The 24,779-nt window shown below is 64.6% G+C and carries 19 protein-coding genes; 6 read left to right on the top strand and 13 right to left on the bottom strand.

Going from position 1 to position 24,779, the window contains the following annotated elements; genetic code table 11:
- Positions 1 to 12 precede the first annotated feature (12 nt).
- The 6 genes from pepN to NLX68_RS05990 all read left to right on the top strand — a co-directional run bounded on the left by pepN (position 13) and on the right by NLX68_RS05990 (position 8,205).
- Positions 13 to 2,670 (top strand): aminopeptidase N, encoded by a 2,658-nt coding sequence (gene pepN / locus NLX68_RS06015; protein WP_254283293.1) that lies wholly within the window; start codon positions 13 to 15, stop codon positions 2,668 to 2,670.
- Positions 2,671 to 2,916: 246 nt separating this feature from the next.
- Positions 2,917 to 3,972 carry a YCF48-related protein gene (locus tag NLX68_RS06010; protein WP_254283292.1) on the top strand — a complete coding sequence of 352 codons (1,056 nt, stop codon included), beginning with the start codon at positions 2,917 to 2,919 and terminating at the stop codon, positions 3,970 to 3,972.
- A gap of 20 nt (positions 3,973 to 3,992) precedes the next feature.
- Positions 3,993 to 6,371 (top strand): RND family transporter, encoded by a 2,379-nt coding sequence (locus tag NLX68_RS06005; RefSeq protein ID WP_254283324.1) that lies wholly within the window; start codon positions 3,993 to 3,995, stop codon positions 6,369 to 6,371.
- Positions 6,372 to 6,517: 146 nt separating this feature from the next.
- On the top strand, positions 6,518 to 6,811 hold the full coding sequence (locus tag NLX68_RS06000; protein ID WP_254283291.1) for a DUF5629 family protein: 294 nt from the start codon (positions 6,518 to 6,520) through the stop codon (positions 6,809 to 6,811).
- Positions 6,774 to 7,904 (top strand): lactonase family protein, encoded by a 1,131-nt coding sequence (locus NLX68_RS05995; RefSeq protein ID WP_254283290.1) that lies wholly within the window; start codon positions 6,774 to 6,776, stop codon positions 7,902 to 7,904. The genes NLX68_RS06000 and NLX68_RS05995 overlap by 38 nt, the downstream gene beginning before the upstream one ends.
- A 121-nt stretch (positions 7,905 to 8,025) precedes the next feature.
- A complete protein-coding gene (locus tag NLX68_RS05990) occupies positions 8,026 to 8,205 on the top strand; it encodes a hypothetical protein (RefSeq protein WP_010223291.1) in 180 nt (59 codons plus the stop codon).
- Between the two features lie 177 nt (positions 8,206 to 8,382).
- Here the strand turns inward: NLX68_RS05990 and NLX68_RS05985 are convergent, their stop codons facing one another.
- The 13 genes from NLX68_RS05985 to NLX68_RS05925 all read right to left on the bottom strand — a co-directional run bounded on the left by NLX68_RS05985 (position 8,383) and on the right by NLX68_RS05925 (position 24,773).
- Positions 8,383 to 8,976 carry a glutathione S-transferase gene (locus NLX68_RS05985; protein ID WP_254283289.1) on the bottom strand — a complete coding sequence of 198 codons (594 nt, stop codon included), beginning with the start codon at positions 8,974 to 8,976 and terminating at the stop codon, positions 8,383 to 8,385.
- The gene (locus tag NLX68_RS05980) at positions 8,973 to 12,620 is read right to left on the bottom strand and encodes an AAA family ATPase (RefSeq protein ID WP_254283288.1); all 3,648 of its coding nucleotides are present in this window, start codon (positions 12,618 to 12,620) and stop codon (positions 8,973 to 8,975) included. Before NLX68_RS05980 ends, NLX68_RS05985 begins: the two co-directional genes overlap by 4 nt.
- Complete coding sequence (locus NLX68_RS05975) at positions 12,617 to 13,858, bottom strand: exonuclease SbcCD subunit D C-terminal domain-containing protein (protein ID WP_254283287.1); 1,242 nt, start codon at positions 13,856 to 13,858, stop codon at positions 12,617 to 12,619. The genes NLX68_RS05980 and NLX68_RS05975 overlap by 4 nt, the downstream gene beginning before the upstream one ends.
- 51 nt (positions 13,859 to 13,909) lie before the next feature.
- Positions 13,910 to 15,535, bottom strand: coding sequence for a BatD family protein (locus NLX68_RS05970; protein ID WP_254283286.1), 1,626 nt, complete (start codon positions 15,533 to 15,535; stop codon positions 13,910 to 13,912).
- Positions 15,532 to 17,253, bottom strand: coding sequence for a VWA domain-containing protein (locus NLX68_RS05965; protein WP_254283285.1), 1,722 nt, complete (start codon positions 17,251 to 17,253; stop codon positions 15,532 to 15,534). Before NLX68_RS05965 ends, NLX68_RS05970 begins: the two co-directional genes overlap by 4 nt.
- Positions 17,250 to 18,326: a VWA domain-containing protein gene (locus NLX68_RS05960; protein ID WP_010223298.1), complete on the bottom strand. Its 1,077-nt coding sequence runs from the start codon at positions 18,324 to 18,326 to the stop codon at positions 17,250 to 17,252. The genes NLX68_RS05965 and NLX68_RS05960 overlap by 4 nt, the downstream gene beginning before the upstream one ends.
- Positions 18,319 to 18,813: a DUF4381 domain-containing protein gene (locus NLX68_RS05955; protein ID WP_254283284.1), complete on the bottom strand. Its 495-nt coding sequence runs from the start codon at positions 18,811 to 18,813 to the stop codon at positions 18,319 to 18,321. The genes NLX68_RS05960 and NLX68_RS05955 overlap by 8 nt, the downstream gene beginning before the upstream one ends.
- Entirely contained in the window at positions 18,810 to 19,754 is a 945-nt protein-coding gene (locus NLX68_RS05950) for a DUF58 domain-containing protein (RefSeq protein ID WP_254283283.1), read from the bottom strand. Before NLX68_RS05950 ends, NLX68_RS05955 begins: the two co-directional genes overlap by 4 nt.
- A gap of 4 nt (positions 19,755 to 19,758) precedes the next feature.
- A complete protein-coding gene (locus NLX68_RS05945; protein ID WP_254283282.1) occupies positions 19,759 to 20,718 on the bottom strand; it encodes a MoxR family ATPase in 960 nt (319 codons plus the stop codon).
- A 237-nt stretch (positions 20,719 to 20,955) separates the two neighbouring features.
- Positions 20,956 to 22,284 carry an MFS transporter gene (locus tag NLX68_RS05940; RefSeq protein WP_254283281.1) on the bottom strand — a complete coding sequence of 443 codons (1,329 nt, stop codon included), beginning with the start codon at positions 22,282 to 22,284 and terminating at the stop codon, positions 20,956 to 20,958.
- A 45-nt stretch (positions 22,285 to 22,329) separates the two neighbouring features.
- Entirely contained in the window at positions 22,330 to 23,523 is a 1,194-nt protein-coding gene (lhgO, locus tag NLX68_RS05935) for an L-2-hydroxyglutarate oxidase (protein WP_254283280.1), read from the bottom strand.
- A gap of 110 nt (positions 23,524 to 23,633) precedes the next feature.
- Positions 23,634 to 24,344, bottom strand: a complete 711-nt coding sequence (locus NLX68_RS05930) for a FadR/GntR family transcriptional regulator (protein ID WP_010223305.1) — start codon at positions 24,342 to 24,344, stop codon at positions 23,634 to 23,636.
- A gap of 75 nt (positions 24,345 to 24,419) precedes the next feature.
- Positions 24,420 to 24,773 (bottom strand): hypothetical protein, encoded by a 354-nt coding sequence (locus NLX68_RS05925; RefSeq protein ID WP_254283279.1) that lies wholly within the window; start codon positions 24,771 to 24,773, stop codon positions 24,420 to 24,422.
- Between the last annotated feature and the right edge of the window lie 6 nt (positions 24,774 to 24,779).

Below are 24,779 nucleotides of genomic sequence, written 5' to 3'. Positions count from 1 at the left end.
AAGGACCGCCACATGCGTACCGAACAGCCGCAAGTGATCTACCTCAAGGACTATCAGGCCCCCGAGTACCTGATTGACGAGACGCACCTGACCTTCGAACTGTTCGAGGACCACAGCCTGGTCCACGCGCAGCTGGTCATGCGCCGCAACCCGGCCCGTGGTGCCGGGCTGCCGCCGCTGGTGCTCGACGGCCAGCAGTTGGAGCTGCTCAGCGTGGCCCTGGACGACCAGGCCCTGGCTGCCGGCGACTACCAGCTTGACGATAGCCACCTGACCGTACAGCCCAAGGCTGCGACCTTCACCCTCGACACCAGCGTGAAGATCCACCCCGAGAGCAACACTGCCCTCGAAGGCCTGTACAAGTCCGGCAGCATGTTCTGCACCCAGTGCGAGGCCGAAGGGTTTCGCAAGATCACCTACTACCTCGACCGCCCGGACGTGATGAGCACGTTCACCACCACGGTGATCGCCGAGCAGCATCGCTACCCGGTGCTGCTGTCCAACGGCAACCCGGTCGGCAGCGGCCCGCAGGACGACGGCCGGCACTGGGCGACCTGGGAAGACCCGTTCATGAAACCGGCCTACCTGTTCGCCCTGGTCGCCGGTGACCTGTGGTGCGTTGAAGACAAGTTTACCCGCCAGTCGGGCCGTGACGTGACCCTGCGCATCTATGTCGAGCCGGAAAACATCGACAAGTGCCAGCACGCCATGACCAGCCTGAAGAAGTCCATGCGCTGGGACGAAGAAGTCTACGGCCGTGAGTACGACCTGGACATCTTCATGATCGTTGCGGTCAACGACTTCAACATGGGCGCCATGGAAAACAAGGGCCTGAACATCTTCAACTCCAGCTGCGTGCTGGCCCGCGCCGAAACCGCCACCGACGCCGCCCACCAGCGGGTCGAGGCGGTGGTCGCCCACGAATACTTCCACAACTGGTCGGGCAACCGCGTGACCTGCCGCGACTGGTTCCAGTTGTCGCTCAAGGAAGGCTTCACGGTGTTCCGTGATTCCGAATTCAGCGCCGACATGAACTCGCGCACGGTCAAGCGCATCGAGGATGTCGCCTACCTGCGTACCCACCAGTTCGCCGAAGATGCCGGGCCCATGGCCCACGCCGTGCGCCCTGACAGCTTTATCGAGATCTCCAACTTCTACACCCTGACCGTGTACGAGAAGGGTTCGGAAGTGGTGCGCATGGTCCGCACCCTGCTTGGTGCCGAGGGTTTCCGCAAAGGCAGCGACCTGTACTTCGAGCGTCATGATGGTCAGGCGGTGACCTGCGATGACTTCATCAAGGCCATGGAAGACGCCAACGGCGTCGACCTGAGCCAGTTCAAGCGCTGGTACAGCCAGGCCGGCACGCCGCGCCTGGCGGTCAGCGAGGCCTACGACAGTGCTGCGCAAACCTACAGCCTGACCTTCCGTCAAAGCTGCCCGGCAACCCCGGACAAGGTCGAGAAAAAGCCGTTCGTGATCCCGGTGGAACTGGGCCTGCTCGATGCCCAGGGCAATGATATCGCCCTGCGCCTGCAAGGCGAGGCGGCTGCGGTCGGCACTTCGCGGGTGCTGTCGGTGACCGAGGCCGAGCAGACCTTCACCTTCGAAGATGTTGCCGCCAAGCCGCTGCCATCGTTACTGCGTGGTTTCAGCGCACCGGTCAAGCTGAGCTTCCCCTATGACCGCGACCAGCTGATGTTCCTCATGCAGCACGACAGCGATGGCTTCAACCGCTGGGAGGCGGGGCAGCAACTGTCGGTGCAGGTGCTGCAGGAGCTGATCGCCCAGCACCAGCAGGGCGCCAAGCTGGTGCTTGACCAGCGCCTGGTGAGCGCGTTGGGCACGGTGCTGGCCAACGAGCAACTGGATCAGGCCATGGTCGCCGAAATGCTTTCGCTGCCCAGTGAGGCCTACCTCACCGAAATCAGCGAAGTGGCCGACGTCGATGCCATCCACGCCGCCCGCGAGTTCGCCCGCCAACAGATCGCCGAGCAGCTGTTCGAGGCCCTGCAGGCGCGCTACCAGGCCAACCGCGGGGTATCGCGTGGCACCGAGTACGTCGCCGAGGCCGAGCACTTTGCCCGGCGCAGCCTGCAGAACATCGTGCTGTCGTACCTGATGCTCAGCGCCAAGCCTGAAGTCCTGGCCGCGACCCTGGAGCAGTTCGACGCCTGTGACAACATGACCGAGCGTCTCACCGCGCTGGCCGTGCTGGTCAATTCGCCGTTCGAAGCCGAGCGGGCCAAGGCCCTGGAGAGCTTTGCCGAGCACTTCAAGGACAACCCGCTGGTCATGGACCAGTGGTTCAGCGTGCAGGCGGCCAGCACCCTGCCGGGCGGCCTGGCACGGGTCAAGGCACTGATGCAGCACCCGGCGTTCACGATGAAGAACCCGAACAAGGTCCGCGCCCTGGTCGGTGCCTTCGCCGGGCAGAACCTGGTCAACTTCCACGCTGGCGATGGCTCGGGTTATCGCTTCCTGGCGGACCTGGTGATCGAGCTCAACGCACTCAACCCGCAGATCGCGTCGCGCCAACTGGCGCCGCTGACCCGCTGGCGCAAATACGACAGCGCGCGTCAGGCGCTGATGAAGGCTGAGTTGGAGCGCATTCTGGCCAGCGGTTCGCTGTCCAGTGATGTGTATGAAGTCGTGAGCAAAAGTCTGGCTTGATGGCCCTATCGCCGGCAAAGCCGGCTCCCACAGGGAACTGCATGCACCGACCCTGTGGGAGCTGGCTTGCCAGCGATTGCTTCCCCGCAAATCCCCCCCGCTTAACAAAAGATAACGTCCCGTTCGTTGTCAGTCCTTTGCAAACCCCGATAGGATGGCTCTCAGCTATTGCGGGGCTCTGGAACACGGTTTTTGGCAGTACCTGCATATAGATTGACCCAAATAACAATAAAGGGGGATAGATCTATGACTGAGCCTGTCATGGCGGGTCTCGGCGGTGCTGCGCGTAAAGCCGGCAGTCGCCCTTGGGCATTGGCCGCCAGCGGCTTGCTGGTAGTGGCAATCGGGTTTTGGGCCAACACGGTCGAGGCCGCAGCCGCTGCAACCGATGTCTACTCCACCGAATCGTCCAAGGCGGTAAAAAGCCTGCTGCTGGACGTCACCAAGGCTGGCGCGCGTCTGGTCGCTGTCGGTGATCGCGGCCATATCCTGTTTTCCGATGACCAGGGCAAGACCTGGACCCAAGCCAAGGTACCGACCCGGCAACTGCTCACGGCGGTCTATTTTGTCGACGACCAGCACGGCTGGGCGGTCGGCCACGATGCGCAGATCCTCGCCAGCACTGACGGTGGCGCCACCTGGAGCAAACAATTTGAAGACCAGGCGCGCGAAGCGCCGTTGCTCGACGTCTGGTTCAAGGACACCCAGCACGGCTTCGCCGTGGGTGCCTACGGCGCATTGCTGGAAACCACCGACGGCGGCAAGACCTGGAACGAGGTCGGCGATCGGCTGAACAACGAAGACCAGTTCCACCTCAACGGTATCGCCGCGGTGAAAGACGCCGGCCTGTTCATCGTTGGCGAGCAGGGCAGCATGTTCCGCTCCAGCGACGACGGTCAGACCTGGGAAAAGCTCGAAGGCCCCTATGAAGGCTCGCTGTTCGGTGTCACCGGCACCGCCCAGCCGCGTACCTTGCTGGCCTACGGATTGCGCGGCAACCTCTACCGTTCCACGGATTTTGGCGATAGCTGGCAACAGATCGAATTGAAAGCCGCGCGCGGCAACCTCGAATTTGGCCTGGCAAGCGCTACGCTTCTCGATGATGGCAGCCTGGTACTCGTGGGCAATGGCGGCAGTGTGTTGCGCAGCAGCGACGACGGCCAGAGCTTCAGCGTGTTCAACCGGGCCGATCGCATCGCCCTGGCCGGCGTCAGCGGGCTGAGTGGAGGGCGCCTGGTGCTGGTAGGCCAGGGTGGCGTGCACCTGGCTTCGGCCCAGGGCGCCGAAGGAGTGCAGCCATGACCGGTCAGGAGCAGTTCAACATGAGCCAGCAACATCATCAGGACAAGACGACCTTGCTCGAACGCCTGATCTTCAACAACCGCCCGGTGGTGATCCTCATCTGCTTGCTGGTCAGCGTGTTCCTGTTCTGGCAGGCCACGCAGATTCGCCCTTCCACCAGTTTCGAAAAAATGATCCCGCTCGAGCACCCCTTCATCGAGAAGATGCTCGAGCACCGCAATGACCTGGCCAACCTCGGCAACACCGTGCGCATCTCGGTGGAGGCCACCGACGGCGATATCTTCAGCAAGGAGTACATGGAAACCCTGCGTCAGGTGCATGACGAGGTGTTCTACATTCCCGGCGTCGACCGTTCCGGGCTGAAGTCGTTGTGGAGCCCCAGCGTGCGCTGGACCGAAGTGACCGAAGAGGGCTTCGCCGGTGGTGAAGTCATCCCGCAGACCTACAACGGCTCGCCGGAAAGCCTCGACAAGCTGCGCAACAACGTGCTCAAGTCCGGGCAGGTCGGGCGCCTGGTGGCCAACAACTTCAAGTCGAGCATCATCGACATTCCGCTGCTGGAGTCCTACCCCGACCCGCAGGACCAGGGCAAGCTGATCAAGCTCGACTATCAGCAGTTCTCCCATCAGCTGGAAGAGAAGATCCGCGACAAGTTCCAGGCCCAGAACCCCAATGTGAAGGTGCACATCGTCGGCTTCGCCAAGAAGGTCGGCGACCTGATCGACGGCCTGATGATGGTGGCGATGTTCTTCGGGATCGCGCTGCTGATCACCTGGGTGCTGCTGTACTGGTTCACCTGGTGCATCCGCAGCACCATCGCCGTGCTGATCACCACCCTGGTGGCGGTGGTCTGGCAACTGGGGCTGATGCACGCGGTGGGCTTCGGCCTTGACCCGTACTCGATGCTGGTGCCGTTTTTGATCTTCGCCATCGGCATCTCCCACGGGGTGCAGAAGATCAACGGCATCGCCTTGCAGTCCAGCGATGCCGACAACGCCCTGACCGCCGCGCGGCGTACCTTCCGCCAACTGTTCCTGCCGGGGATGATCGCCATTCTCGCCGACGCCGTGGGCTTCATCACCCTGTTGATCATCGACATCGGCGTGATCCGCGAGCTGGCCATCGGTGCGTCGATCGGTGTAGCCGTGATTGTCTTCACCAACCTGATCCTGCTACCGGTGGCGATCTCCTATGTCGGCATCAGCAAGAAGGCCATCGAGCGCAGCAAGAAGGACGCCACCCGCGAGCATCCGTTCTGGCGCCTGCTGTCCAATTTCGCCAGCGCCAAGGTCGCGCCGGTGTCCATCGTCCTGGCCTTGCTGGCCTTCGGTGGCGGCCTCTGGTACAGCCAGAACCTGAAGATCGGCGACCTCGACCAGGGTGCGCCGGAGCTGCGTCCGGACTCGCGCTACAACCAGGACAACGCCTTCATCATCAACAACTACTCGACCAGCTCCGACGTGCTGGTGGTGATGGTCAAGACCCCGACCGAAGGCTGCTCGGTACACGCAACCATGGCGCCGATCGACGAGCTGATGTGGAAGATGGAGAACACCCCTGGGGTGCAGTCGGCGATCTCGCTGGTGACCGTGTCCAAGCAGGTGATCAAGGGCATGAACGAGGGCAACCTGAAATGGGAAAGCCTGTCGCGCAACCCTGACGTGCTCAACAGCTCGATCTCCCGTGCCGACGGCCTGTACAACGCCGACTGCTCGCTGGCGCCGGTGTTGATCTTCCTCAACGACCACAAGGCCGAGACCCTCGACCGTGCGGTCAAGGCGGTGCAGGCGTTTGCCGACAGCCATAACAAGGAAGGCCTGGAATTCCTCCTGGCGGCCGGTAACGCCGGTATCGAGGCGGCCACCAACGAAGTGATCAAGTCGGCCGAGCTGACCATTCTGATCCTGGTGTACATCTGCGTGGCGGTGATGTGCATGATCACCTTCCGCTCCTTCGCCGCGACCCTGTGCATCGTCCTGCCGCTGGTGCTGACCTCGGTGCTGGGCAACGCGCTGATGGCCTACATGGGCATCGGCGTCAAGGTCGCGACCCTGCCGGTGGTGGCACTGGGCGTAGGCATTGGCGTGGACTACGGCATCTACATCTACAGCCGCCTGGAGAGCTTCCTGCGCGCCGGGTTGCCGCTGCAGGAAGCCTACTACCAGACCCTCAAGTCCACCGGCAAGGCGGTATTGTTCACCGGTCTGTGCCTGGCCATCGGCGTGTGCACCTGGATCTTCTCGGCGATCAAGTTCCAGGCCGACATGGGCCTGATGCTGACCTTCATGCTGCTGTGGAACATGTTTGGTGCGCTGTGGCTGCTGCCGGCACTGGCGCGGTTCCTGATCAAACCGGAGAAAATGGTGGGCAAGGAGGGTGGTTCGATTTTTGCCCATTGACCGCTGCTGTAATCGGGGCTACTTCGTAGCCCATCGCCGGCAAGGCCAGCTCCCACAGGTGCGCATTACCTGTGGGAGCCGGTCTTGCCGGCGATGCTTTTGACGATCGGGTATCATGGGGTTTTCCCGCCAGTGATCTTCCTGCAATGACAACCCTCTCCCAAGCCCTCGAATCCTGCGACATGCTCCTGGTCGACGGCCTGCACGCCTTTGACTTCACCTTCGATAAAAGCGGCCTGAGCATCGAGCTGATGGACGGCCGTGCCTTGAAAAAATACAACTTCTCCCCCGAGCAAATCGGCGCCGCCCGGCTTGAAGGTACCGACTGGCTGATCTCGGCCGACACTGGCGAGCATCGGCTAGTCTGTATGAGTGCCTTTAGTGCCAGCGATGAGGAAGACGATGACGCGCCTGCTGAAGAATCTGCTGATCGCCAGTAGTATGAGCCTGACGCTCACCGCCCAGGCCCACGACCTGCTGGTCGGCAGCTATACCGCAGGCAGCAGCGAAGGTATCTACCGCTACCGCTTCAACAGCGACAGCGGCCAGATCGACCCTACGCCGCTGCAGATCCTCATGAGCGAAAACCCGTCCTGGCTGACCCTCTCGGTGGACAAGCGCCTGCTGTTTGCCGTCAACGAGAACGGCGCCGGCAACGGCCAGGTCGGCAGTTTTGCGATTGGCAAGGACGGCAACCTCAAGGCGCTGAACCAGGTGCCAAGCCAGGGCGATGAACCGACCCATTCCAGCCTCAGCCAGGACCAACGCTACCTGTTCGTCGCCAATTACGGCGTGTTGCCCGCCCCGGGCGGCAGCCTGAGTGTGTTGCCGGTGGGGCGTAACGGCTATCTGCAAGCCTCGGTGCAACAAGACCGGCACAAGCCCAGCGGCGTCAACCCGGAGCGCCAGACCGGGCCCCATGTGCACTCTGTGGTGTCATCGGACGACGGCAAGTACGTGTTCGCCAGCGACCTGGGGGCCGACAAGGTGTTTGTCTACCGCTACGACGGCGCCAGCCCCACGCAACCACTGAGCGCGGTCGAGCCGGTCAGCCTGCCACCGGGCAGCGGGCCGCGGCACCTGCTGTTTGACCGCGATGGCAAGCATGCCTACCTGACCCTGGAGATGAGCGCCCAAGTGGTGGCCTTCGATTATCAGGACGGCAAGCTGGTGGAGCTGCAGCGCCTGCCATTGACCGAGCAGAACGATGCCTCGGCCAAGGCGGCGGGGGCATTGCACCTATCGGCCGACGGGCGCTTTCTGTATGTCAGCAACCGTGGCACGGCCAACGAGCTGCTGGTGTTTGCCGTGGATGACAAGAGCGGCAAGCTGATGCAGGTGCAGCGGCGCAGTGTCGAGGGCGATCACCCGCGGGAATTCACCCTCGACCCCACTGGCAAGTACCTGTTGGTGGCCAATCAGAAGAGCAACCAGATCGTGGTGATCCGCCGTGATCCACGCAGTGGCCTGCTGGGCGAAACCGTACAGAAGCTGGCCCAGGATGCGCCGTCGGACCTGAAGTTCGTCAACTGACTATCAATTGCCTTGATGTTGGCTACTGCTGCAATGAATTTCTGTGCGCCGCGCCAGCGGCGTAAGTTTGAACCACGGCCCCAAGCGGCCACTTCAAACCACAGACTTCGAGGTCAGCGCCATGAACTTCAACCTTTTCCCGGTCATCGCCGCTTCCGCCATTTCTGCTTCGGTGGTCCTGCCGGCCAACGCCCATGTCGAGCTCAGCGAGCGTAAATCGTCGACCCAGAGCTATACCCAGAAATACCTGCAACAAAGTGCCAACTTCTACGCCGCGCTGGACCACAAGTCGCAGCATTGAGCGTGTAGATTTTTCTGGTAATAGCATATCGCCATGTGATTGAATTTGACGCTAATTTATTGGCGTCAGGGGATAACACATGAAATGGCGAATTCTGGCGGTGTTGCTGTTCCTCTATTCTTCGCCGATTCTGGCGCTGTAGCTTCTGGCCTCATCGCTGGCTTGCCAGCGATGGGTTCAACGCGCCATGATCGCCTTGAACAATGCCGACTCCAGCCACCCCTGCAACCATGCCCGCAAGTGCGGGTAGGGGGCGTGGGCGAACCACTCAGGCTCCACCCCGGCAAACTGGCGCATCAACGGCAACAATGCCGCGTCAGCCAGGCTGGGATGGTCCGCGAACAGGTACGTCTGCTGCGCCAGTCGCTCATTCAGCTCGGCCAACCAGGCTTCGGTCTGCGCCCGGTACTCCTCACGTGAATGCTGCGGATAGCGTTCGGCGTACTTGTACAGGTTGACCTGGACCTTGAACTGGCAATCATTGCGTGCGATCAGCGCATCAGCGGCTTGCGCCGCCTGCGGGTCGGCCGTCAGCCGCCAATCGTGCGGGTCGTGCCGGGCCAGGGCCCAGCGCATGATGTCCAGGCTTTCCTCCAGCACCAGGTCATCGGCACTCAACACCGGCACCGTGCCCTTGGGCGACAGGGCCAGCAGTTCGGCTGGCTTGGCCTTGAGGCTGACTTCGCGGATCTCCACCGGGCACTGGGCGTAGCGCAGGGCCAGGCGCGCGCGCATGGCCCAGGGGCAGCGGCGGAACGAGTAGAGGATCATCCGCTGACCTCCACGGTACTCAGGCCATTACCCTGGCGGCGGACCTGGATCTGCACCGGAATGCGCTCATGCATCTCCTGCACGTGGGAGATCACCGCGACCTTCCGGCCCTGGGCCTGCAGGCCGTCGAGCGCGTCCATGGCCAGTTGCAGCGATTCCGGATCGAGGCTGCCGAAGCCTTCGTCGATAAACAGCGATTCGATGCGCAGGGTGCTCGAAGCCATCGAGGCCAGGCCCAGGGCCAGGGCCAGCGAGACCAGGAAGGTTTCACCGCCCGACAGCGAATGCACCGAGCGCAGTTCGTCACCCATTTCCGTGTCCAGCACCAGCAGCCCGAGCAGGCTGCCACCGCGCTTGAGCCGATAGCGCCGGGCCAGGTGGCGCAACTGGGCGTTGGCGTGGTGCACCAGCAGGTCGAGGTTGTAGCCCTGGGCGATCTTGCGGAAGGTGTCGCCGGTGGCCGAGCCGATCAGGGCATTGAGCCGTGCCCAGCGCTGCCACTCGCTGTAGGCCGTGGCGATCTGCTCGGCCAGGGCCTGGTGAGCCAGTTGCCGGCGCTGGTCTTCGGCCTGGGCGGCACGCAGTTCGGCGCAGGTCTGTTCGCTGGCGGTCAGTTGCACTTGCAGGCTGTCGAAGGCCTGTTCCAGCGTTTCGCGGGTGAGCTCGGCATTGCCCTGGGCCTGATGCTGGTCCAGGCGTTGCTGGCGCTCCTGCAGCAGGGTGCGCGCCTGTTCGATGGCCTTCTCGCTGTCCTGCAGCCCCTGGCGCAGTTGCGCCACGGCGTTGTCGTCGAGCGCCAGCAACTGCTCCAGGCCGCTGTCGTCCAACTCCGGGTGGCCCTGGCGCCATTGTTCGATCTGGCCGCGCACCTCATGGTGTTCCTGCTCCAGCGCGCTCAGGCGTTCGCCCTTGGCCTTGAGCTCGGCGGCCAGTTCGATCAACCGTGCCTGGGTTTCCTGCAGCTGTTGGCCGGCCTGGGTTTCGGCCTGGCGCGCTTGCTCCACTGCCTGGTCCAGATGCTGCTGCCAATGCTCGGCGCTGGCCTGTTCGCCGAGCAGGCTGGCAAGGCTGTCGCGGCTGGCTTGATGCTGGCGCTCCAGCTCGCTGAACTGCTGTTGCAGTTCTTCCTGCTTCTGAATCCGTGCCTGTTGCTGCAGCTGGGCTTTGTCCAGGGTCTGCTGGCGCTCGCCGTGCTCCTGCTGTTCGTCCTTTTGCCGTTGCAGCAGGTCCAGGCGCAGGGCCAGTTGCTGGTCCAGGCGCATGAAGGCGGCAGCCGGCTCCTGGCGCAGGTCGTTGAGGATCTCGGCTGGCAACAGGCTGGCGAAACTGGCCAGCTCCTGCTCCAGGCGCTCTTGGTCACTGGCCAGCGCCGTTTGCTGCTGGCTCAGGTGCTGGTCGGCCTGCTGGCTGGCTTGCTGGGCCGCCTGCAATTGCTGTTGCAGGCGCGCGGCGTCTTTTTGCAGGGTCAACAGGGCGTGCTGGCGCTGTTCGTCACGGCTGATGTCGTGGTTCAGGTTGCGTGCCTGCAAGTCCAGCCAGGCGCTGCGCTGGCTGGCGTCCTGCTCGACCAGCGACGGGTACAGCGGGTGCGCTTCAAGGCTTGGCTGCAGCGCGTGTTGCTGGTTGCCCAGTTGCTCCTGCTGGTGCAGGTACTCCTTGATCTGGCCGTTGACGCCGCCCAGTTGAGTGCGCAGCTCATCGAGCTGCTGCTTCAGCCCGTCGACCACCTGCTGGGCGTTGGCCTCTTCGTTCTGGTCATGGCGACCGAGGCTTTGCAGCAGCGCTTCTGGCTGGTGATAAGGGTGCTCCTGGCTACCGCACACCGGGCAGGGCTGGTCGTCTTGCAGTTGCGCGCGCAGCTCTTCGACGCTCTGGCTGCGGGCCAGGCGTTGGCGTTCGAGCAACTGGCGGGTAACGCTTAGCGCCTGCTCGGCGGCGGTCAGCTGGTTCTTGCCATTGAGGCCTTCGCTGATCAGCTGCTCGCGTTGCTTCAACGCCGCTTGCTGGCGCTCGCGCAAGGCTTGCAGGCGCTGTTCGAGGTCCTGCTGGTTGCTCCACAGCCGGCTCAGTTCTTCGACCTGACGCTGCTGCTGGCGGTTTTTCTGCAGCAGCTCGCCGAGCAGGCCGATCTGTTCGGCCAGGGCTTGGGGCTCAGCCTCGGCTTCGCGGTAGAGCAGGGCCAGGGCGGCGCGCTGCTCCTCAAGCTGGGCACTGGCCTGGCTGGCACGCTCCTGCAGGCCAGGCAGCTCGGCATGGCCCTGGTTGAGGCGGTTGCCCAGTTGCATCAGTTGCTGCAGGCGGTCGCGATAGGCGCTCCAGGCTTCGCTCAGCCCGGCCAGCGGCGCGCTTTGCTCCAGCTGTTGGCCGATCTGCTGCAGGCGCTGTTCGCTCAGGCGTTGTTGTTCATTGAGGGTCAACAGCTGTTGCTGGCCTTCGCCACTGGCCTGTTCGGCCTGCTGCTTGAGCGTCGAGCTGTTGGCCAGTTCCTGGTGCAGGCGGGCGAGGGTGTTCTGCTCGGCAAAGGCCTGGCGTACCGATGGCGCGCTGTCGGTTTGTTGGGCCAGGGCCTGGGTGAGGGCTTCGCGGGCCTTGCTCAGGTCATCCTGCACGTGTTGCTGGCGGCTGTGCAGGTCGTCATGCAGCTGGCGCTGCGCGGCGATGCTCATCGCCAACGGGCTGAGCTGGGCATTGAGCGCCTGCTGACGGGCGAACTGGTGACGCTGCGGTGCCAGTTGTTCCAGGCGCGCCAGTTTCAGCCGCTCGCCGTGCAGGCTGTCGTTGTGTTGCTGGGCACTGTGCAGTTGCGCAGTGCTGGCGTGCACCTGCTCCTGCAACTGCAACAGTTCGCTCAACCAGGTGCGTTGCTGCTCAAGCTGGCGCAGGTGTGCCTGTTCGGCCTTGAAGCGCTCCAGCGCTGCGCCATAGCGCTGGTCGAGCTCGGCGCGGGCTTCGGCGGCCATGGGCATCACGCCGCTGGCCTGATCCTGCAGGGCCTTGTGCGCCTCCTCGGCTTCCTTGCTCTTGCTGTAGGCACGGCGGCCCAACTGGCTGTAGATCGCCGTGTTGGTGAGCTTTTCCAGCAGCTCGCTGCGTTCTTTGTCATCGGCCTTGAGAAAGGCGCTGAACTCGCTCTGGGCCAGCATCACCGCGCGGGTGAACTGTTCGAAGTTCAGGCCCAGGCGCGACTCGATCAGTTGCTTGTATTCGGCCTTGCTCTGGTTGCTCAGCAGTTGGTCGCTGTCCAGGTCGTGCAGGCTCTGGCGGCTGCCTTGCAGCTTGCCATTGGCCTTGTCGCGGGCGCGGTTGGTTTCCCAGCGGGCACGGTAGCGGCGAGCATCGATGCCGACGAAATCCACCTCGGCAAAACCGCTGCCCGAGCCCCGGCGCAGCAGGGTGCGCGGGTCGCTGGTGAGGATGTCGCTGTCGACCTCCGGCAGCTTTGTCTCGCGGCCGATGTTGTTCAGCCGCGGCACGGCGCCGAACAGCGCCAGGCACAGGGCATCGAGCAGGGTACTCTTGCCGGCGCCGGTGGGCCCGGTAATGGCGAACAGGCCGGCGCTGGCCAGCGGCTCGGCGGTGAAGTCGATCTCGATCGGGCCTTCCAGGGAGGCCAGGTTCTTCAGGCGGATGGCGAGAATCTTCATGGCTGTTCTTCCTCCTGCTGGACGTCCTGGAGCAACAGGGCAAAGTCGGCCAGGGTCTGTTCGTCGACGGCATTGCCATAGGCCTGTTCCCAGGCGCGGCTGAACAGCTCGTGCGGGGTCAGTTGGCCCAGTTCCAGCAAGTCGGCGCTGCGCTCATCCTCGCTGCGCCCGTTGCCGGCATACTCGGCCGCGATGCGCACCAGGCGCACGGCCTTGCCGTGCAGGGCGCCTTCGAGCTGGGCGCGCAGGTCGGGCAGGGGCTCGTCCAGGCGTACGCGGATCTCCAGCCAGGGTTGGCGTTGCGGATCGTCGAGCAGGTCAATCACCGGCAGCTCGGCCAATTGCTCGAGCACCTCGGCCAGCGGCGCCGGGCCCAGCCGTTGCAGGTGCACGGCCCGCGGCACCAGGCGCGATTCGACGCTGGCCAGGTTGGCGCCGTCCAGTTCGATTTCGAGGATCTGGTGTTGATAGCCGATTTCCGAGAACGACAGCGGGATTGGCGAGCCGCTGTAGCGGATGCGCTCTTCGCGGTTGACCTTCTGCGGCTTGTGCAGATGGCCGAGGGCAACATAGCTGATTTGCGGGGCGAACAGGCGCGCCGGCAAGGCTTCGGCGTTGCCGATGATCAGGCTGCGTTCGGAGTCTTCCGAGACCGAGCCACCGGCCATGTGCGCGTGGCTCACGGCAATCAGCGCCTGGCCGGCCTTGCGCCGTTGCAGGGCGGCGGCGATGAGTTTCTCGTGGACCTGGGCAATGCCACGCAGGTAGTCATCGCCCAGGTGCGCACCGGTGACTTCCGCCGGGCGCAGGAACGGCAGCGCCAGGCACCAGGCGGCGACCTTGCCCTTGGCGTTGGTCAGCGGAATCAACAGGCGCTCGCTGTCCAGTTCACCTTCGTCCAGCCACTGCACCCGGCCCAGGGCGTGGGTGCGCAGGCGGCGCATCAGCGGCGCCGGTAGTTCAATGCGCGAGCCGGAGTCGTGGTTGCCGGCGATCATCACGATGTTCAGCTTGGGCTGCTGTTCGTGGGCCTGGACGATGAAGTCGTAGAGCCGCTCCTGGGCTTTGACCGGCGGGTTGACGGTGTCGAAGATGTCGCCGGCAATCAGCAGGGCATCGGGCTGGCGCAGCTTGAGCTGGCCGAGCAGCCAATCGAGAAAACAGGCGTGTTCGAAATCGCGTTCCTGGCCGTGCAGGGTTTGTCCCAGGTGCCAGTCGGAGGTGTGAAACAGACGCATGAAGGGTTCCGCAGTGTGCCGGCATAGCGCCCGGGGCGCCACGCCTTGAGGTTATTTGGGGTACAGCGGCGGCAGGCTGCCGCTCTCGCTTTGCGCAGGCTGGACCTGCTCGGCGGCCGGGATGGTGCCAATGGCCCGCCATAATTCTTCACCTTGCCAATACTGCCCGCTTTCGCTGTACAGCGCGCCGTTGAGGCCATCGAGGGCATCGGACAGCGGCACGAAACGTGCGGTCATCTCGGCCAGGGTTTCCGGTTGCTGGCGCGCCCAGGCATCCAGGGCCTGACGCGTGGCTTGGGGGTCGTTGGCCTGGCACGCGCGCTTGAGGTCATCAAGCAGAGTACGCGGGCTCGGCCCGGTTTGCGCCGCACGCAGCACCGCCGGTTGCGAGCGCGCCCGCCACCACAGGGCAAAGCCCAGCAGGGTGGTCAGGGCCAGTACCAGGGTACTCAGCTGCCAGGGCCAGAGCAGGTGGGTTTGCACCGTGACCGGATCGACGCTGGCCGGCTTGTCGGCGCTCAACGCCGGGTTGTCCTCGATCTGCAGGCTACGAGCGGGCAGGCTGCTGCGTTCCAGGTGATCTTCGCGGGTGTTCCACCAGACCACTTCCTGGCTCGGCAGTTCCAGCCGGCCGCTGTGGGTCGGCACCAGCGCTTCACGCTCTTCACGCACACCGAGCAGGCCACGGTCGTTGACCTGGTTGCGCAATTGCGGCTGGTCCGGGTAGCGGCGCAGGCCGGTCACTTCGGTGCCCGGCAGCGGCGGCAGCTGGGCGCTGGACAAGCCCTCGGCCTGGAGGATCACGGTGCGGGTCAGCGAGTCGCCGATCTGGGTCTGCTGCTGGGCCGGGTCCGGGCTCCAGTGTTCTTCCAGGGTCAGGCTGTTGGCCGGCAGCCAGGGCGCATTGGCCGGGTAGTCGGCCGGGATCGGGTCGACTGTCAGCACCAGCGGCGTCGAGCTGACCTGCACCTGCTTGCCGGCGCGCGGGGAGTTGAGCTCCTGCTCGGCATCGTTCTGCGCGGCGGTGGCGCTGAAGTTCAGGGCCGGGATTTTCAGATCGCCGCTTTGCTGGGGGTAGATCGCGTAGCGCATCTCGATCACCCCGTGGCGCACGCCGTCGATGACTTTCTCGAAGGTGCGCGACTCGCCCAGCGGCTCGACCTTGGCGTTGTCCAGTTGCAGCGGGCTGAGGCTGCTGTCGTCGTACAGCGGTACCGAGTGGTAGATGCTCAGGGTCAGCACCGCCTGGGCCTGGACGTAGACTTGCGGCTGGTCGAGGCTGGCGTCGATGAACACCGGGCCCTGGTTTTCGCGGCTGACTTCGTTGGCCTGGATCTGCAGGCTGATCGGCTGGCTGCGCACTTCGCCTAGCTGCAGGGCGGGAATTTCCACGCTGCCGCTCTGGCGCGGCAGCAGGGTAATGATCCAGCGCGTGTTGGCGCTGCTCTCGTCAAGGCTGTTGAGGCTGTTGACCTGGCGCGTGCCACGTACTTCGAAGTTGGCCTGCAGTGGCGTCAGGTCGGGTTTGCCGAACTGGGTGACGTCCTGGGTCTCGAGGGTCAGCTCAAGGGTTTCGCCGGCATTCAGGCGTGTGCGGTCGACACTGGCGAGCAGCGCCGCTGCCTGCACCTGCAGGGCGAGAAAGAGGCTGAAGACCAGGACGCAAACGCGACTCATCGATGGGTTTCCTGATGTTGTTGCTGTTCATACCAGAATTTACGCCGCAACAGCTCGGCCGGGTTGTCCGGGATCTGTCGCAGCCATTGTTCCAGGGCCTGGCGCTGTTCGGCATCGAGGCTGCTGTCAGCCGGGCGCTGGGGCGGCCGGGTGGTGTCATCGTCGTCAGCGCCGCTGGCGCTGTTCTGCGCCTGCTCGCTGCTGCTGTCCTCAGCCTTGGCCGCTTCATCCGGATCCTGCGCAGGTTTTGCCGCGGCCTGGTCCTGGGCGTTCTGCGAGCTGCTGGCAGTGTCGCTGCTGCTGTTGGGGTTGCTCTGCGGGTTGTCTTCCGGCGGTTGCTCGGGCGCGTGTTCGGCCTGGCGTTGTTGCAGCAACTGTTCGACCAGTGCCTTGTTGGCGAGTGCCGGTTGCAGTTCCGGTTGGCGTTCCAGGGCCTGCTCGTAGGCATCCAGCGCCGCTTCCAGTTCACCGCTGCGGGCCAGGGCGTTGCCGCGATTGTAATGGTCGGCGGCGCTGTTGCCCTGGGCGAACTGGCGGGCGGCGCCGTTGAAGTCGCCAGCTTCATACAGCGCCAGGCCTTTCCACTGTGGGTCTGCGAAGTGCCGGGCGGCATCGGCCGGACGTTGCTGTTCAAGCAGGCGCTGGCCTTGCTGGTCAGGGCGCAGCCACAGGTCGTTGAACTCGAAGGCGTGGCTGGGCTGCGGCACGGCCAGCAGCAACGGCAGGCAGAACAACCAACCGCGACGGCCGGCGCACGCGGCCAGCAGCAACAGTGGCAGCAACAGCCAGTAGCCCTGGTCGGCCCAGCTGTCGAGTTGCACGGTCTGGCCATCGTCACGCAGGCTGCGCGGGTTGTCGAACAGGCGCAGGCCGCGTAGGTCGAGGTCGTCGATGCGGGCGCTGCGGTAGCGCCCGCCGGTGCTGTTGATAAAAGCCTTGAGGCTGGCGCTGTCCAGGCGCGGCAGGAGGATCCCGCCCTGGTCGTCCTTGAGGAACTCGCCGTTGGCCTGCTTGACCGGCGCCCCCTCGGCGCTGCCGACGCCGAGCATCAACAGGCTCGGGCCCTGGCGGCCGAGGGCCTGGACAATGCCCTGGCGCTCCTGGGCATCGAGCGAGGAGCCGATCAACAGCAGCCGGCCCTGGCCCAGGCCGGCCTGAGCGAGCAGGGCCAGGCCCTTGCGCACGGCCAGGTCGGCGTGCTGCCCGGCTTGCGGCATGATCGCAGGATCCAGGGCTTCGAGCAGGTTGCGGCTGGTGGCCAGGTCGTCGGACAGCGGCACCAGGGTGTGGGCGCTGCCGGCATAGACGATGATCGCGGTCTGGCTGTCGCGGCGGTGCTCGAGCAGGTCGAGGATCTTGCGTCGGGCCTGTTCCAGGCGGGTTGGCGCCGCGTCGTCGGCGAGCATCTGCGGGGTCAGCTCAAGCAGGATCACCAGCGGGTCGGCCGGGCGCTGGCGGGTATCTTCCAGGCGCTGCCAGCTGGGCCCGACCAGGGCCAGCACGGTGATCAACCAGGCCAGGCCCAGGGCGATCCACGGCAGTTTGCTGTCGCGGCCGCTGCCGCCACCGAGCAGCACGGCATGAAAGGCCGGTGGCAGGATCATCTGCCAGCGCCCGGCGCGTTTTTGCCGGTGCCAAAGCTTCCATAGCAGCCAGGCCAGCAGCGGCAGGACGAGCAGCCACAGCGGGCGCAGCCATTGCGGCCACAATTCGCTCATCGGCGCCTCCTCAAGCGCAGCCGTTGCAGGCGCTGACGCCATTCCGGGTGCGGCTGCAAGAAGCGCGGGCGGCGCAGCAAGCGCTGCAGCAGGTTGTCCGGCCATTGCTGCTCGATCACCAGCAGCAGGCTCAGCACCAAGGCCAAGGCCAGCGGCCAGCTGTACAGCGGCTGGGCGGTGCGCGCCTGGGTTGGCTGCTGGGCCACAGGCTCCAGGCGGTCGAGCGCTTCGCCGATGGCATGCAGTTCTTCGCCGTCGTGGGCGCGGAAGTAGCTACCACCGGTCAGCTCGGCAATTTCCTTGAGCGAGGCTTCGTCCAGGTCCAGGCTTGGGTTGATGCCCAGCAAGCCGGCGGTACCGGTTTGTTCCGGGTCGGCACCGATGCCGATGGTGTAGATGCGCACGTTTTCCTGGGCGGCCAGGCGCGCGGCGGTCAGCGGGTGAATCTGCCCGCCGTTGTTGGCGCCGTCGGTGACCAGCACCAGCACCCGGCTTTGTGCCGGACGTTGGCGCAGGCGCTTGAGGGCCAGGCCAATGGCGTCGCCGATGGCGGTGTTCTTGCCGGCGATGCCGATCTGCGCTTCGTCGAGGAAGGTACGTACGGTGCGCCGGTCGAAGGTCAACGGGGCCTGCAGGTAGGCCTGGCTGCCGAACAGGATCAGGCCGACGCGGTCGCCCTGGCGGTCTTCAAGAAAATCACCGAGCAGGGCCTTGACCAGGGTCAGGCGGCTGACGTCGTCGCCTTGCCACTGCATGTCGGGAAAGTCCATGGAGCCGGAGACGTCCACCGCCACCAGCAGGTCGCGGCCACTGGCGGCCACCGGCAACGGCTCGCCCAGCCATTGCGGGCGGGCGGCGGCAAACAGCAGCAACAGCCACACCAGCACGAACGGCGCCTGCTGGCGCCAGGTCGGCAGGTTCAGGCGCGCGCGGCGCCCGGCCAGGCCTTCGAGTTCATCGAGAAAGCTGACCTTGAGCACCGGCTCACCACTGTCGGCGGCCGGCAGCAGCAGGCGCGCCAGCCAGGGCAGCGGCAACAGTATGAAGACCCACGGCCAGGCCAGCTCAAACATGTTTGCGGATCCAGGTTTCGACCGACTGGTTGAGGCCGTTGATGGCTTTGTCGTCGAGTTTGCATTCGGGTTTGTAGGCGCCTTCGACCAGCACCATCCAGCGGGTCAGGCCGGCGGCCGGGCAGCGGTTATCGAGAAACGCCAGCCATTGGCGACCGTTGAGGGTATGGCTGTGGCTGCCCGGATAATGGTTGCGGCACAGGCGTTTGAGCAGGGCGTTGATCTGCTGCAGCCAGGCACCGGCCGGGGCGCCGTCGTAGGGTTTGGGCAGGCGCGCGAGTTCGGCCAGGGCTTCGATGCGTACCGGGTCCAGGGGCAGCTCGGCGCGCACGATGGCTTTTTTGCCCGGGCGCCAGTGGCGCAGCCGCCACAGGCCCCAAACCAGCAGTGGCAGCAGCAACAGCAGTGCCCACCAGCCCGGGGCCAGCGGCCACCAGCCGATCGGCGTCGGGCTGATCAAGGGTTGCAACTGATCGAGCGGGTTCACGAGGTTTTCCCCGGTCGTTGCGCGTTGAGGTACTCGCGCAGTTGCTCGATCATTTCGCTCTGGGTGCTCAACGGCATCAACACCACCTGCAGCTTTTGCGCCAGCAGTTCCCAGCGCTCGATGCGCGCTTCGCTTTGCTGGCGGTAGCTCTTGCGCAGGGTCGGGTCGAGGGTGTCGAGCTCCAGTTGCGCACCGCGCTGGGCAAAGCGCAGCAGGCCGGCGGCGGGCAGGGCGTGGTCGAGCGGGTCGGACAGCGGCAACAGCAGCAGGTCGCAATGGCGCGAAAGCAGGCTCAGCTGTTGTTCGACCGCAGGCGTCAGCGCCCGCTCGTCGCAGATGATGATCGCCAGGCTGCCGGGGCGCAGCACTTCACGGGCGCGGCGCAGGGCAATGCCGAGGCTGTCGGCCTGGGGCACGGCTTCGGTATGCAGCGACTGGTTGACCCGCGCCAGGCGGTTGAGCAGTTGCAACAGGCTCTGCTTGCTGCGCCGTGGCTTGATCTCGTAGTGCTCGTTGTCGCCGAACACCAGGCCGCCAATGCGGTCGTTGTGGCCCAGGGCGGCCCAGCCGATCAGCGCCGCGGCCTGGGCGGCGAGCACCGACTTGAACATCAGTCCCGAGCCGAAGAACAGGCGCTGGCTCTGTTCGACGAGAATGAAGATCGGCCGCTCGCGTTCCTCATGAAACAGCTTGGTGTGCGGCTCCTGGGTGCGCGCGGTGACCCGCCAGTCGATGTTGCGCACATCGTCGCCGGCCTGGTAGACCCGCACCTGGTCGAAGTCGACCCCGCGTCCGCGCAGTTTCGAGTGGTGCAGGCCCACCAGCGGGCTGCGCTGGCCCGGCCGGGAGAACAGTTGCACTTCGCGCACGCGGTGACGCATCTCGATCAGCTCGGTGAGGCTGATGCGAATTCCGGGCGCGGCCAGCAGGCGATTGGGCATGGGGTCAGGCGACGGCGACGACGTCGAGGATGCGCTGGATCACCCGGTCCTGGTCAATCCCGGCGGCCTCGGCCTCGAAGGAAAGAATGATGCGGTGGCGCAGTACGTCGAACAGCACCGCCTGGATGTCTTCGGGGCTGACGAAGTCGCGCCCGGCAAGCCAGGCATGGGCCCGCGCGCAGCGGTCCAGGGCAATCGAGCCCCGCGGGCTGGCGCCGTAGGCGATCCAGTCGGCCAGTTCCAGGTCGAACTTGGCCGCAGTGCGGGTGGCCATGACCAGCTGCACCAGGTATTCCTCCACCGCATCGGCCATGTACAGGCCGAGGATTTCCTTGCGCGCGGCAAAGATCGCTTGCTGGCTGACCCGGCGCTCCGGCTTGGTCTCGCCATTGAGCGCTTCGCCACGGGCCTGCTGGAGGATGCGCCGCTCGACGGCGGCATCCGGGAAGCCGATCTTGACGTGCATGAGGAAGCGGTCGAGCTGGGCTTCGGGCAGCGGGTAGGTGCCTTCCTGTTCGATCGGGTTCTGCGTGGCCATCACCAGGAACAGCGGCGACAGCTCGTAGGTACTGCGCCCGACACTGACCTGGCGCTCGGCCATGGCTTCGAGCAGCGCCGATTGGACCTTGGCCGGGGCGCGGTTGATTTCGTCGGCCAGTACCAGGTTGTGAAAGATCGGCCCTTGCTGGAACACAAAGCTGCCGGTTTCCGGGCGATAGATCTCGGTGCCGGTGATGTCGGCAGGGAGCAGGTCGGGGGTGAACTGGATACGATGGAACTCGGCTTCGACACCTTCGGCCAGTTCCTTGATGGCCTTGGTCTTGGCCAGGCCCGGGGCGCCCTCTACCAGCATGTGGCCGTCGGCGAGGAGGACGATGAGCAAGCGCTCGACGAGTTTTTCCTGGCCCAGGATCTGGGTTGAAAGAAAGGTGCGCAGCGCGATCAGCGCCTCACGGTGTTCCATCGTTGAAGGTTCCTGGAAAAAAGCCAGGGCGTGCGGCGTAAAAGCGCCCGGGCGGGGGCTGATACTTTAATGCATCCGGGGGGCTGGCGACTAACGGCAGCAGGGAAATTTGTTCAAATCGCAAAGTCAGGGGCTGCTGCGCAGCCCATCGTCGGCAACGCCAACTCCCACAGGGATCGCGCTGACCCTGTGGGAGCTGGCGTTGCCAGCGATGCAAGGCAGAGCCTTGCCGGTCACTCAGTTCTTGAAGCTGGAATGCTTGCGCCCCTGGTCACACAGGGCAAACACCACCACCAGCACCGCCGCCACCACCAGGATCAGCGCCACGCCATCGGTGGAGTGGGTCGCCGAATTGGCCACCAGCGCCAGGCCACCCAGCGGTGCCAGGCCGCCAGCCACCGCCGTGCCGATCTCGCGCCCGGTGCCAAAGCCCGAAGAGCGGGTCTGGGTCGGGAACTGGCGGCTGAGGAACGAACCCTGCGGGGCAAACATCATCGGCGCGAGGATGCCGGTGCCGATGGCAATCGCCAGGTAGATCATCATCGGCTCGCCGGTGTTGAGCAGGGTCAGGAACGGGTAGGCGAACAGCACCGAGAACATCCCGCCGAGCATCAGCACGGTCTTGCTGCTCCATTTGTCGCACAGCCAGCCGAAGAACGGCACGGCAATGATGGCCACCAGGCTGGCGATGGTCACCGACAGCGAGGTGACATGGGCTTCGACGCCCTTGTACTGGGTCAGGTAGGCCAGCGAGAAGGTCTTGAAGATGTAGCTCAGGGCGTTGTAGCCGATGGCCACGAAGAACACCACGGCCAGGCCTTTGAGGTCATTCCTGAACAGCAGCTTGAGCGGCGATTCCTGGTCTTCGGCCGGGGTTTTGTCGAGCTCTTTGAAGTCCGGGGTCTCCGGGATGCTTTTACGCACCCAGAGGCCGACACCCACCAGCACGATGCTGCAGATGAACGGGATGCGCCAGCCGCCGGAAAGCAGGAACTCGTTACCGTTCATGGTCAGCAGGTAGACGGTCAGCGACGACAGCAGCAGGCCCAGGTTCAGCCCCAGTGCCGGCCAGGCGCCCTGGCTGCCACGCTTGCCTTCGCTGGCGTGCTCGTAGGAGGTCACTGCCGCGCCAGACAGCTCGGCGCCGGCGCCCAGGCCCTGGATGATGCGCACCAGCACGAGGATGATCGGTGCCCAGATGCCGATCGAGGCGTAGCTTGGGATCAGGCCGATCAGGGTGGTGCACACGCCCATCATGCAGAAGGTGATGACCAGCACCTGCTTGCGCCCGAAGCGGTCGCCCAGGTAGCCGAACAGCACGCCGCCGAAGGGGCGGGCGATAAAGCCGATGGCAAAGGTTGAAAACGCCAGCAGCGACGCCACCGCCGGGTTGCTCGGGTCGAAGAAGATCTTCGAGAAGACGATCGCCGCCATGGTCGCGTACAGGTAGAAATCGTACCACTCCAGCATCGAGCCGAAGATGGTCGCGGCGGCGACCTTGCGCAGGCGCTTGCTTTTTTGTTCCGGGGTTTCGGTCGCGGCCGCAGCCGCCTCATGTACCGACATCTGAGGTTTCCTTTTTTGTCTTTGTAGTTAGGTGTGCAGCAGGGTTCAGCGGGCGTTGAAGATCCTTTCGGCGATCATCTGGCCGATCGGGATGGCCGAGGTGGCCGCCGGTGACGGGGCATTGCAGACGTGCACCATGCGCGGGGTCTCGGCGAACAGGAAGTCGTGCACCAGGGTGCCGTCGCGCATCACCGCCTGGGCGCGGATGCCGGCTTCATAGGGCAGCAGGTCTTCGACATTCAGCGATGGGCAGTACTTGCGGCACTGCTCCAGGTAGCCGCTTTTGAACAACGAGTTTTTCATCTCGGCGGTGCCGGAACCGAGGTTGTTCCAGAGGGTTTTCCAGAACCCCGGAAAGCGTGCGTACTCGGCCACGTCGCGCCAGTTCACCGAGAACTTGCGGTAGTTCTCCCGGCCCAGGCCGAGCACGGCGTTGGGCCCGACGGTAACGCTGCCGTCGATCATTCGCGTCAGGTGCACGCCGAGAAACGGCAGCTCCGGGTCGGGGATCGGGTAGATCAGGTGGTTGACGATGTCGTTCTTGGCCGCTGGCAGGCGGAAGTATTCGCCGCGAAAGGGGATGATCTGGTGGTCGATTTTGACCCCGGCCAGGGTGGCCAGGCGGTCGGATTGCAGGCCGGCGCAGGCGACCAGCTGGCGCGCGTTCCAGACCTTGTCGTCGCTGCTGATGGTGACCTTGTCGGCGCTTTCGACAATAGCGCGTACCGTGGTTTGCAGGTGGACTTCGCCGCCGGCCTTCTGAATTACCCGGGCCATGGCTTCGCAGACCTGCGTGTAGTCGACGATGCCGGTGGCATCGAGGAACAGGCCGCCGAGGCCAATAATGTTCGGCTCGCGCCGTTGCAGCTCTTTGGCATCCAGCTGCTCGACCTTCAGGCCGTTCTGTTGCGAGCGCTGGTACAGGGCGTGCATGCGCTCGACTTCCAGCGGCGTGGAGGCCACCAGCAACTTGCCGCAGACCTCGAACTTGATCTGGTGCTCGGTGCAAAAGTCCTTGGTGGCCTGGGCGCCGCGCTTGCACAGGTCGGCCTTGAGGCTGCCCGGGGCGTAGTAGATGCCCGCGTGGATCACGCCACTGTTATGCCCGGTCTGGTGCTTGGCCAGGCTGCTTTCCTTTTCCAGGATCAGCAACGAAGCGCCCGGTTGGCGTTCCAGCAGCGCCATGGCGGTGGCAAGGCCGACGATGCCGCCGCCGATGATGCAGTAGTCGTAGATCATGCAGGTGTCACCTTGGTTTGTTCTTGTCATAGAGTCTGCTTATCAGGTTGTCAGACTAAGCAGGTCAAACAAAAGGGCGCTATCTATCGGCGCCCGTTAAATACGCGGGTTCAGTCGATGCTCGGCAGGTCCAGTTTCAGGCGCTTGGCCGAGGCTCGCAGGTGCGCTTCGGCGCAAGCTGCAGCGCCAGCCCGGTCGCCATCGGCGATGGCCTGGTACAGCGCCTGGTGCTCACGGTGGGCATCGGCCGAGCCGCCCACCGAATGCGCCGCGGAGTTTTCCCAGGCAGTACGGCGGGCAGCGGCCAGTTGGCCACGGAGAAAATCATGGAAGGCGACGAAGTAATCGTTCTTGCTGGCTTCGGCGATGGCGCGGTGGAACTCGACATCAGCCGCGGCGGCCACGGCAAAGTCGCTGCGCTTGTCGAGCATTTCCTGCAGGGCCTTGCTCATGCGCGCAAGGTCGGCGGCATCGCGGCGCTGGGCAGCCACCGAGGCGGCCTGGGTCTCGATCCACAGGCGCACTTCGAACATTTGCACCAGGTCCGGGCTGCGGCCTTGCGCAGAAGGAAAGCGGAACACCGTGCCGGTCGGGGTTTGCGAGATGTACGAACCCAGGCCACGGCGGGCGATCAGCACCCCGTCAGCCTTGAGCTGAGCCACGGCCTCGCGCACCACCGAGCGGCTGACGTTCAATTGCTCGGCCAGTTGCTGTTCGGTGGGCAGGCGCGATTCGGCCGCCAGGCGACCGGAATCGATTTCGGCACGGATGGCGCCGACAACCCGTTCGACCAGGGTATCGGGGCGCTGAAGCTCAAGCATGAAGGGTAGCTCATTAATCAGGTTGTCAGACAATGCCTTTTGCGGCGGTTCCTTGTCAAGAAACCGCGTGGGCGATTACAGCTCGCTGACGTAGGTGCCGGTGCCCTTGAGGATGTTCTGCAGGGTTTCTTCGACTTCGGCGAGGTCGGTGCCTTTTGAAGTCAGGATGATTTCCAGATGGTCGTCACCACCGAGGGCGTCGGCATCCAGTGGTGCAACTTCAATCAGCAACCTTTCGGCACTGAACGTAACCTTCAAACCTTCGACGGGTGCGTAATGCTCGTCGAGGGTAATGTCCACTCGGTCTTCGTCCGGATAGCGGGTCATGAGAAACATCTGGCCCTTGTCGCTGTGGCAGCACAGGGTGGCCATGTTGTCTTCTTCATCATCGCAGGGGGTGGCGAAGAGCAGGGCGGTTTTCAGTTGCATGAGCGG

Source organism: Pseudomonas sp. SBB6 (assembly GCF_024213215.1).
GTDB classification, from domain to species: Bacteria; Pseudomonadota; Gammaproteobacteria; order Pseudomonadales; family Pseudomonadaceae; genus Aquipseudomonas; species Aquipseudomonas donghuensis.
The sequence above is the reverse complement of the archived record's forward strand: the minus strand, read 5'-3'. Positions and strand labels throughout refer to the sequence as shown.

Excerpts from the sequence above, each read along its gene's own strand:
- pepN (WP_254283293.1), top strand. The coding sequence starts at position 13 with ATGCGTACCGAACAGCCGCAAGTGATCTACCTCAAGGACTATCAGGCC.
- NLX68_RS06010 (WP_254283292.1), top strand. The coding sequence starts at position 2,917 with ATGACTGAGCCTGTCATGGCGGGTCTCGGCGGTGCTGCGCGTAAAGCC.
- NLX68_RS06005 (WP_254283324.1), top strand. The coding sequence starts at position 3,993 with ATGAGCCAGCAACATCATCAGGACAAGACGACCTTGCTCGAACGCCTG.
- NLX68_RS06000 (WP_254283291.1), top strand. The coding sequence starts at position 6,518 with ATGACAACCCTCTCCCAAGCCCTCGAATCCTGCGACATGCTCCTGGTC.
- NLX68_RS05995 (WP_254283290.1), top strand. The coding sequence starts at position 6,774 with ATGACGCGCCTGCTGAAGAATCTGCTGATCGCCAGTAGTATGAGCCTG.
- NLX68_RS05990 (WP_010223291.1), top strand. The coding sequence starts at position 8,026 with ATGAACTTCAACCTTTTCCCGGTCATCGCCGCTTCCGCCATTTCTGCT.
- NLX68_RS05985 (WP_254283289.1), bottom strand. The coding sequence starts at position 8,976 with ATGATCCTCTACTCGTTCCGCCGCTGCCCCTGGGCCATGCGCGCGCGC.
- NLX68_RS05980 (WP_254283288.1), bottom strand. The coding sequence starts at position 12,620 with ATGAAGATTCTCGCCATCCGCCTGAAGAACCTGGCCTCCCTGGAAGGC.
- NLX68_RS05975 (WP_254283287.1), bottom strand. The coding sequence starts at position 13,858 with ATGCGTCTGTTTCACACCTCCGACTGGCACCTGGGACAAACCCTGCAC.
- NLX68_RS05970 (WP_254283286.1), bottom strand. The coding sequence starts at position 15,535 with ATGAGTCGCGTTTGCGTCCTGGTCTTCAGCCTCTTTCTCGCCCTGCAG.
- NLX68_RS05965 (WP_254283285.1), bottom strand. The coding sequence starts at position 17,253 with ATGAGCGAATTGTGGCCGCAATGGCTGCGCCCGCTGTGGCTGCTCGTC.
- NLX68_RS05960 (WP_010223298.1), bottom strand. The coding sequence starts at position 18,326 with ATGTTTGAGCTGGCCTGGCCGTGGGTCTTCATACTGTTGCCGCTGCCC.
- NLX68_RS05950 (WP_254283283.1), bottom strand. The coding sequence starts at position 19,754 with ATGCCCAATCGCCTGCTGGCCGCGCCCGGAATTCGCATCAGCCTCACC.
- NLX68_RS05945 (WP_254283282.1), bottom strand. The coding sequence starts at position 20,718 with ATGGAACACCGTGAGGCGCTGATCGCGCTGCGCACCTTTCTTTCAACC.
- NLX68_RS05940 (WP_254283281.1), bottom strand. The coding sequence starts at position 22,284 with ATGTCGGTACATGAGGCGGCTGCGGCCGCGACCGAAACCCCGGAACAA.
- lhgO (WP_254283280.1), bottom strand. The coding sequence starts at position 23,523 with ATGATCTACGACTACTGCATCATCGGCGGCGGCATCGTCGGCCTTGCC.
- NLX68_RS05930 (WP_010223305.1), bottom strand. The coding sequence starts at position 24,344 with ATGCTTGAGCTTCAGCGCCCCGATACCCTGGTCGAACGGGTTGTCGGC.
- NLX68_RS05925 (WP_254283279.1), bottom strand. The coding sequence starts at position 24,773 with ATGCAACTGAAAACCGCCCTGCTCTTCGCCACCCCCTGCGATGATGAA.